General features: G+C 75.8%; 2 protein-coding genes. Both read right to left on the reverse strand.

The genetic code is table 11. The features are described from left to right. On the reverse strand, positions 1–7059 hold a 7059-nt coding region (locus tag ACY1JF_RS31640; RefSeq protein WP_462708718.1), incomplete at its 3' end, for a type I polyketide synthase. A gap of 55 nt (positions 7060–7114) precedes the next feature. Then, positions 7115–9911: type I polyketide synthase (locus ACY1JF_RS31645; RefSeq protein WP_462708717.1), on the reverse strand; the 2797-nt coding region annotated here is incomplete at its 5' end.

Below are 9911 nucleotides of genomic sequence, written 5' to 3' on the forward strand. Positions count from 1 at the left end.
CGCCTTCAGGTCCCAGTCCGTCCAGGGCTCCAGAGCCCGGGCACACTCCTCGATCCGCTCCGCGAACACCGGAGAGGACTCCAGCAGTTCGCGGCCCATACCGGTCCACTGCGAACCCTGACCAGGAAAGACCAGCACCGTCCGCCCGGCGGCGGTCGCGCTCCCGGTCACCAGGCCGGCCGCCGACTCCCCCCGGGCCAGCGCCCCCAGTCCCGCCACCGCCTCCTCACGCGAACCGGCCACCACCACCGCCCGCTCGGGCAGGGCGGCCCGGCGCCGCACCAGGGCGCCCGCGACGTCGGCGAGCGACGCGTCCGTGTCCGCGGCGAACGCGGCCAGCCGTCCGGCCTGGGCGGCGAGCGAGCCCTCGGAGGCCGCCGACACCGCCAACGGCACCACGCCGTCCTGCGGCGTCCGGGCGGCGGCCGGCTCCTCGGGGGCCTGCTCCAGGATGAGGTGGGCGTTGGTGCCGCTGATGCCGAAGGAGGAGACGCCGGCCCGGCGCGGGCGGCCGGTCTCCGGCCACTGCCGCTCCTCGGTCAGCAGCTCGACGGCGCCGGACGCCCAGTCGACCTGCGGGGTGGGTTCGGTGACGTTCAGGGTGGGCGGCAGCACGCCGTGGCGCATCGCCTCCACCATCTTGATCACGCCGGCGACACCGGCGGCGGCCTGGGTGTGCCCGATGTTGGACTTCAGCGAGCCCAGCCAGAGCGGCTGTTCGCGGTCGCGTCCGTACGTCGCCAGCAGCGCCTGCGCCTCGATCGGGTCGCCGAGCGCCGTGCCGGTGCCGTGCGCCTCCACCGCGTCCACGTCCGAGGTGGCCAGCCCGGCCGCCGCCAGCGCCTGGCGGATCACCCGCTGCTGTGAGGGGCCGTTGGGGGCGGTGAGCCCGTTGGAGGCGCCGTCCTGGTTGACGGCGCTGCCCCGGATCACGGCGAGCACCCGGTGGCCGTTGCGGCGGGCCTCCGAGAGGCGTTCCAGGACGACGACGCCGACGCCCTCGGACAGGATGGTGCCGTCGGCGCCCGCGGAGAAGGCCTTGACCCGGCCGTCGGCGGCCAGGCCCCGCTGCCGGGACATGCCGAGCACGCCGACGGGCGAGCCCATCACGGCGACACCGCCGGCGAGGGCGAGGGAGCACTCGCCCTGCCGCAGGGCCTGGGCCGCGAGGTGCATGGCGACCAGGGAGGAGGAGCAGGCGGTGTCCACGGTGACGGCGGGGCCCTCGAAGCCGAAGACGTACGACACCCGGCCCGAGGCCACGCTGCCCGCGGTCGCGGTGGTGACGTAGCCCTCCAGTTCGGGGGGCATGTGGCTGAGGGACTCCACGTAGTCGTGGATGGAGACGCCGGAGAAGACGCCGACGCTCGCGCCGCGGGCCGAGCCGGGGTCGACGCCGGCGTGCTCCAGGGCCTCCCAGGTCGCCTCCAGCAGCAGCCGTTGCTGCGGGTCCATGGCGAGGGCCTCGCGCGGGGAGATGCCGAAGAAGGCGGCGTCGAACTCGGCGGCGCCGTGCAGGAACCCGCTCTTGTGGACGTAGGAGGTGCCGGCCTTGTCGGGGTCGGCGTCGAACAGTTCGTCCAGGTTCCAGCCGCGGTCGTCGGGGAACTCGGTGATGCCGTCGCGGCCCTCGCGCACCAGCCGCCACAGGCCGGCCGGGTCGGTGACGCCGCCGGGCAGCCGGCAGGCCATGCCGACGATGGCGACGGGCTCGTCCGGGTCGGCCGTGGCCACGGTGGGGGCGGCGGCCCCGGACGCGCTCTCGCCGAGTTCCTCGCGCAGGTGGCGGGCGAGCGCCACCGGGGTGGGGTAGTCGAAGACGAGCGTGGCCGGGAGCTTGACGCCGGTGGCGGCGGAGAGCCGGTTGCGCAGTTCGATCGCGGTGAGCGAGTCGAAGCCGATGTCGCTGAACCCGCGGGTGCCCTGGGCGAGTTCGGGTCCGCTGAAGCCCAGGACGGCGGTGGCCTCGGCCTGGATGACGCCCAGCAGGACGGCTTCCTGCTCGGCCTCGGGCAGTCCGGCGAGGCGGCGCAGGAGTCCGCTGCCGTCGCCGGCCGCGGCCCGGGCGGAGCGCCGGCCGGTCCGGACCAGGCCGCGCAGCAGGTGCGGCACGGTGGAGCCGGAGGCCGCGTCGGAGCGCAGGGCGCGCAGGTCCAGCCTGATCGGGACCAGCAGGGCCCGGTCGGAGCGCAGCCCGGTGTCCAGGAGGGCGAGGCCCCCGGCCCGGGTGAGGGCGAGGACGCCGCCCCGGCTCATGCGGGCCTGGTCGGTCTCGCTGAGGTGGGCGGTCAGGCCGTCGCTCTGCTCCCACAGGCCCCAGGCGAGGGAGACGCCGGGCAGGCCGGCCGCGCGGCGGTGGGCCATCAGGGCGTCCAGGTAGGCGTTGGCGGCGGCGTAGTTGCCCTGGCCCGCCGAGCCCAGCAGGGCGGCGGCCGAGGAGAACACCACGAAGGAGCGGAGGTGGGGCGCCAGTTCGCGGGTCAGCTCGTCCAGGTGCCGTACGGCGGTGGCCTTGGGGGCGAAGACCTTGGCGATCCGCTCCTCGGTGAGCGCGCCGATCACGCCGTCGTCCAGGACGCCGGCCAGGTGCACCAGGCCGGTCAGCGGGTGTTCGGCCGGGACGGCGCGCAGCAGTGCGGCGACCGCGTCCCGGTCGGAGACGTCGCAGGCGACGACGGAGACGGCCGCGCCGAGGCCGGTCAGCTCGGCGGTCAAGCCGGCCGCGCCGTCGGCGTCGGGGCCGCGCCGGCCGGCCAGTACGAGGTGGCGTACGCCGTGCCGTTCGACCAGGTGCCGGGCGACGAGCGAGCCGAGCGAGCCGGTGCCGCCGGTGATCAGGACGGTGCCGTCGGGGTCGTAGGCGGCGGCCGGGTCGGCCGCGGTCGCCCCGGGGCCGGCGGCGTCGGCCGGGTCCGCCGGCTCTACGCGGACCAGGCGGGGTACCGACAGCGCGGTGCCCCGGACGGCGAGCTGGGGTTCGCCGGTGGCGAGGAGCTGGGCGAGGACGGGTCCGGCGCCGGTGGCCGCCGCCGGGTCGAGGTCGACGAGGATCACCCGGTCGGGGTTCTCGGCCTGGGCCGCGCGGACCAGACCCCAGACGGCGGCGCCGGCCGGGTCGGTGACCGAGGCGTCGCCGCCCGCGGCCACCGCGCCCCGGGTGGCCACCACCAGCCGGGCGGTTTCGAGTCCGGGGGTGGCGAGCCAGGCCTGGAGGACGCCCAGGACGCGGCAGGTGAGCGTCTGGGCGTCGGCGCCGTCGCTGTAGGCGTCCAGGACGGCCGCGCCCGGGGCGCTGTCGCGGGCGGTGAGCGCGGTCACGTCGTCGGCGCCGGCGACCGGCACCCAGGCGGGCGCGGCGGTGACGCCCTCGGGGGCGGGCAGGTGCGTCCAGTCGACGGCGAACAGGGTGTCCTGGTGGTCGCCGGCCGCGGCGCCGAGCTGTTCGGCGGAGACCGGCAGGGACACCAGGGAGTCCATGGTCAGGACCAGGGCGCCGGTCTCGTCGGCGGCCTGGAAGGAGAGGGCGTCGGGTCCGGCTGGGGCGACCCGCACGCGCAGGGCGGTGGCGCCTTCGGCGTGCAGGACGAGACCGTTCCAGGCGAACGGCAGGACGTTGCGGTCGTCGTCCGGATCGGCGAAGGCGTTGGTGTGCAGGGCGGCGTCGAGCAGGGCCGGGTGGATGGCGAACCGGTCGGCGTTCTCCCGGTGGTCCTGCGGCAGGGCCGCCTCGGCGAAGAGTTCCGTGCCGCGCCGCCACACTCCGCGCAGGCCCTGGAAGGCGGGGCCGTAGGAGTAGCCGCGGGCGACGAGGTCGGTGTAGAAGTCGTCGACGGCGAGGGGTTCGGCGCCGGGCGGCGGCCAGGCGGCGTAGTCGACGGCGGGTGCCGTGGACCGGGCGGGCGTGCCGGAGAGCAGGCCGGTGGCGTGCCGGGTCCACTCGCCGTGGCCGTCGTCGTCGGCGTCCTCGCGCAGCGAGTACACGTCGACGGTGCGGGAGCCGTTGGGGCTCGCGCCGCCGACGGCGACCTGGACGCGGACGCCGCCTCGCTCGGGCAGGACCAGGGGTGCCTCGATGACGAGTTCTTCCAGGGTGCCGCAGCCGAACTCGTCGCCGGCGCGGACCGCGAGGTCGACGTAGACGGTGCCGGGGACGATGACCACGCCCTGCATGGCGTGGTCGGCCAGCCAGGGGTGGGTGCGCAGGGAGAGCCGGGAGGTGAGGACCAGTCCGTCGGTCTGGGGCAGCGGGACGACGGCGCCGAGCAGCGGGTGCTCGCTGCCGGTCACGCCGAGGGAGGCGGCGTCGCCGCCGTTCGCGGTGAGCCGGATCCAGTAGTGGCGGCGGTCGAAGGCGTACGTCGGCAGGTCCACGTGGGCGGTGCGGGCGGCCTCGGGCAAAACGCCCCGCCAGTCGACGGCGACACCGCCCGCGAAGACCTCCGCCATGGAGGTGAGCAGCCGGCGCGGTCCGCCGTCGTCGCGGCGCAGGGAGCCGGTGACCACGGTGTCCGCCGCGTCGGTGAGCTCGGTGACGGGCTGGACGAGGACGGGGTGGGCGCTGGACTCGACGAAGACGGTGTGTCCCTCGGCGAGGAGGGTGGCGACGGCGGGGCCGAAGCGGACCTGCCGGCGCAGGTTGCGGTACCAGTAGGCGCCGTCCAGGACGCCGGCCTCGCGGACCCACTCGCCGGTCACCGTGGACAGGAACGGGACCGCCGGCGCCTGCCCGCGGATGTCCGCGAAGGCCTCGGTGAGGGCCTCCTGCACGGACTGGACGTGGCGGCTGTGCGAGGCGTAGTCCACGGCGATGCGCCGTACCCGTACACCCTGGTCCTCCAGGGTGTCCAGGGCCTCGTCGAGGGCTTCGGCGTCCCCGGCGATCACCACCGAGGAGGGGCCGTTGACGGCGGCGACCTCGACCCGGCCGGCCCACCGCTCCAGCCGGGCGGTGACGTCCTGCTCGGTCAGCGCGACGGACGCCATGCCGCCGAGGCCGGCGAGCCGGCCGTGGATGACCTGGCTGCGGACGGCGACGATGCGGGCCGCGTCGTCCAGGGTCAGCGCGCCGGCCACGCAGGCGGCGGCGATCTCGCCCTGCGAGTGGCCGACCACGGCGTCCGGTACGACGCCCACGGAGGCCCATACGGCGGCCAGGGCGACCGCCATGGCGAAGCTCGCGGGCTGGACGACGTCCACGCGGGTCAGCAGGTCGGCGTCGGCCTCGCCGCGCAGGACGGCTTCGAGGTCCCAGTCCACCCAGCGTTCCAGGGCCCGGGCGCACTCCGCCACGCGGGCGGCGAACACCTCGGAGGTGTCGAGCAGTTCGCGTCCCATGCCGATCCACTGGGTGCCCTGTCCGGGGAAGACGAGGACGGTCTTGCCGGCGCCGCCCGCGGTGGCGGAGCCCCGCACGGTTCCGGGTGCCTCCTCGTCGCGGGCGAGGGCGGTCAGCGCGGCGAGGGCCTCGTCGTGGGTCCGCGCGACCACGACCGCGCGTTCGCCGAGCACGGCCCGGCGGGTGGCGAGGGTGCCGGCGACGTCCGCGAGCGGGGTGTTCGGGGCGTTCTCCAGGAAGGCGGCGAGGCGGCCGGCCTGGCCGGTGAGCGAGGTGGCGGAGGCGGCCGTCACGACCAGCGGCACGGCGGCGTCGGCCGGCGCGGAGGGGGCCGGTGCCTGTTCCTCGCGGTCCTCCTCGGGTGCCTGTTCCAGGATCAGGTGGGCGTTGGTGCCGCTGGCGCCGAAGGAGGAGACGCCGGCGCGGCGCGGGCGGCCGGTGCCGGGCCACGCCTGTGCCTCGGTGAGCAGTTCCACGGCGCCGGAGGACCAGTCGACCTGCGGGGTGGGGGCGTCGATGTGCCGGCTGGCCGGCATCAGGCCGTGGCGCAGCGCCTGGACCATGTTGATGACGCCGGCGACACCGGAGGCGGCCTGGGTGTGGCCGATGACGGACTTGACGGAGCCGAGGCGCAGCGGCTGTCCGGCGGGGCGGTCCTGGCCGTAGGTGGCGAGGATGGCCTGGGCCTCGATGGGGTCGCCGAGGACGGTGCCGGTGCCGTGGCCCTCCACCATGTCGATGTCGGCGGTGGTCAGTCCGGCGCCGTCCAGCGCCTTGCGGATGACGCGCTGCTGGGAGGGGCCGTTGGGGGCGGTGAGGCCGTTGGAGGCGCCGTCCTGGTTGACGGCCGAGCCGCGGATGACGGCCAGTACGCGGTGGCCGCGCTCGCGGGCCCGCGACAGCGTTTCGAGGAGGACGACGCCGACGCCCTCGGCCCAGCTGGAGCCGTCGGCCGAGGCGGAGTAGGACTTGCAGCGGCCGTCGAAGGCGAGGCCGCGCTGGCGGGCGAAGCCGACGAAGCCGCCGGGGGTGGACATCACGGTGGAGCCGCCGGCCAGCGCCATGGAGCACTCGCCGCGGCGCAGCGCCTGCATGGCGAGGTGGATGGCGACCAGGGAGGAGGAGCACATGGTGTCGACGGTGACCGCGGGGCCCTCCACCCCGAGGGTGTAGGCGACCCGGCCGGAGGCGACGCCGCCCGCCGTGCCCAGGGCCCGTTCCAGGCTGAGGTAGCCCTCGTGGCCGCTGAGGTCGGGGGCGTAGTCCTGGTGGACGATGCCGGCGAAGACGCCCATGTCGCCGCCGCGCACGGAGTGCGGGTCGATGCCGGCCCGTTCCAGGGTCTCCCAGGACACTTCGAGCAGCTGGCGCTGTTGCGGGTCCATGGCGAGGGCCTCGCGCGGGGAGATGCCGAAGAAGGCGGCGTCGAACTCGCCGGCGTCGTGCAGGAAGGCGCCCTCGCGGACGTAGGTGGTGCCGGGGTTGTCCGGGTCGGGGTGGTAGAGGCCCTCCAGGTCCCAGCCGCGGTCCTCCGGGAACGTCGTGTAGACGTCCGTGCCGTCGGTCACCACCCGCCACAGGTCCTCGGGGGTGCGGATGCCCCCCGCGTACCGGCAGCCCATGGAGACGATGGCGATGGGCTCGGCGGCGACCGCCGCGAGTTTGCTGTTCTCCTGCTGCAGGCGCGCGTTCTCTTTGAGGGAGGCGCGCAGCGCGTTGACGATCTGGTCGTCCGGGCCCGACATATCCGTCCTCCGTGGTGCGTCCGCTGTCATGGGGTCAGCTCGTCCTGCCCAGAGCACGCTGCACGAGATCGGCAACGTCCATGGCGTCGATCAGGGTCTCGTCGTCCTCGGCCGGGTCCTCGGCCGCTCCGGGGGGTGCGGAAGCGGATGCGTCGTCGGTGTCCACGAGGCCGAGCAGGGTGTCCAGGACGCCGGCTTCCCTGAACCGGGCGAGGGGGACGGTGGCGAGGGCTCGCCTGAGGTCGTCCTCCCGCCCGTCGAGCCCGTCGTCGGCGTCCCGCAGCAGCTGGGAGCGGAGGTAGCCGACGAGGGCGTCCGGCGTGGGGTAGTCGAAGATGAGCGTGGCGGGCAGCCGCAGGCCGGTCGCCACGTGCAGGCTGTTGCGCAGGTTGACGGCGGCGAGCGAGTCGAAGCCGACGTCCTGGAAGGCCTGCAGGGGTGCGATGCTCTCGGCGCCGCTGTGTCCGAGGACCGCGGCGGCGTGCCCGCACACCAGCCGGAGCAGGACGCGGTTCTGCTCGGCCTCGGGGACGTCGCGCAGGGAGTCCACGAGGCCGGCGGTGGTGTCGCCGTTCTCGGTGTCCGGCTGGGCGGCCCGCAGAGCGGCCCGCGCCTCGGGCAGGTCGGCGAAGAGCGGGCTGGGCCGGACGGAGGTGAACGCCGGGATGAAGGCGTCCCAGTCCATGTCGGCCACCGTGACGGCCTTCTCCTGGGCCTGGAGGGCCTGCTCGAAGGCGGTGACGGCGAGCTGCGGGGCCATGGGCAGCACGCCGCGCCGGCGCAGTTGGACGAGGGTGTCCTCGTCCATGCCGACGCCGGTCTCGTCCAGGGCGCCCCAGGCGATCGCGGTGGCGGGGTGGCCCCGGCCGCGGCGCCACTCCACGAGGGCGTCGAGGACGGCGTTGGCCGCGCCGGACGGGCCCTGCCCGCCACCGCCCCAGACGCCGGCGATCGAGGAGAACACCACGAACGCGTCGAGCGGGGTGTCCGCGAACCGTTCGGCGAGCCAGCGGGCCGTGTCCACCTTGGCCGCGAACACCTCGGTGAGTTCGGGTACGCCGGTGTCGTCCACGGAGCTGGTCCGGGCGATGTCGGCGGTGTGCACGACGGCGGTGAGGGGCTGTTCGCCGGGGGTCTCGGCCAGCAGCCGTTCGATCGCGGCCCGGTCGGTGTCGGCGCACGCCACGACGGTGGTGCCGGTGCCGAGGTCGGCCACGTCGGCGGTGAGCCGGGCGAGCGCGTCCTCGCCGGCGGCGGCGGTCGTGGTGATGACGAGCCGCTGGGCGCCGGACCGGGCGAGCCACAGGGCGGCGTGCCGGCCGAGGCCCTCGGCGCCGCCGGTCACCAGGACGGTGCCACGGGGGCGCGGGGCGGAGCCGGCGGCCGGGTCGGGGGCGGCCTTGCGCAGCAGCCTGCGGGTGTGCACGCCGGACCTGCGTACGGCGAGCTGGTCGTCGTCGCCGGGGGTGCTGAGCGCGGCGAGCAGGTGACGGACGGCGCGGGCGTCGACGGTGGCGGGCAGGTCGATCAGCCCGCCCCAGCGGTCGCCGCGTTCCAGGGCGGCGGCCCGGCCGATGCCCCAGACGGCCGCCTGGGCCGGCGCGGTGACGGTGTCCTGGACGCCGGTGCCGACCGCGCCCCGGGTCAGCGACCACAGCGGCTGGGTGGCCCCGGCGTCGCCCAGTGCCTGCACCAGCGCGAGGGTGGCCGCGGTGAGCGGGACGGGGTCCCGCGGCCCGTCCTGGCCGGCCGGGCCGAGCGCGAGCAGCGACAGCACTCCGGTGGGCCGGTGCTCGTCGAGGGCGGCGGACAGGCGCTCGCGGAGCCGGTCGCGGGTGGCGTCGCACGCCGCGACCTCCAGCGGGACGACGTCGAGTCCTTGGGCGGTGAGTTCCCGCAGCAGCTCGTCCAGCGGCGGGTGCGGCTGCCGGTCCGCCGGTACGACGGCCAGCCAGGTGCCGCCGGGGACACCGGCGCCCTCCTGGTCGAGCGGTCGCCAGGTGACGTGGTAGCGCAGCCGCTCCGCCGCCGACCGCTCGCGCCGCCGGCCACGCCAGTCGGCCAGTACCGGTACGACCGTACGCAGCGCGTCGCGCTGTTCGGCCGCGGCCAGGTCGAGGAGCTGGGCGAGGGAGTCGGCGTCGGCCCCTTCGACGGCGGTCCAGAAGTCGTTCTCGGCGCCCTCGGCGGCCGGGGCGTCGTCCGTGGCGCCGTCCGCCTCCCGCAGCCAGAAGTGCTGGCGGTCGAAGGCGTACGTCGGCAGGTCCACCCGTGCGTCGCGCGCCTCGGCGGGCAGCAGTCCCGTCCAGTCCACGGTGACGCCCCGGACGAACAGTTCCGCTATCGACGCCAGCAGCCGCCGCGGGCCGCCCTCCCCTCGCCGCAGCGATCCGGCGGCGACGGCCCGGAGCCGGACGTTGTCGTCCCCGGCCTCGTCGAAGATCTCGTTCACCGGCTGGACGAGGACGGGATGGGCGCTGCACTCGACGAACACCGCGTGCCCCTCGGCCAGCAGGGAGGCGACAGCCGGGCCGAAACGGACCTGCCGGCGCAGGTTGCGATACCAGTAACCGCCATCCAGCACACCCGCCTCACGCACCCACTCACCCGTCACCGTCGAGAAGAACGGCACCAGCGGAGCCCGGCCACGGACGTCCGCGAACGCCTCCGTCAACGCCCCCTCGACCGCCTCGACGTGCCGGGTGTGGGAGGCGTAGTCCACCGCCACCCGACGCACCCGCACCCCCTCCGCCCCCAGCACGGCCAGCACCTCGTCCAACGCCTGCGCGTCACCGGCGACCACCACCGACGACGGACCATTGACCGCCGCC

It is taken from the genome of Streptomyces sp. SYSU D01066-1 (assembly GCF_054956795.1).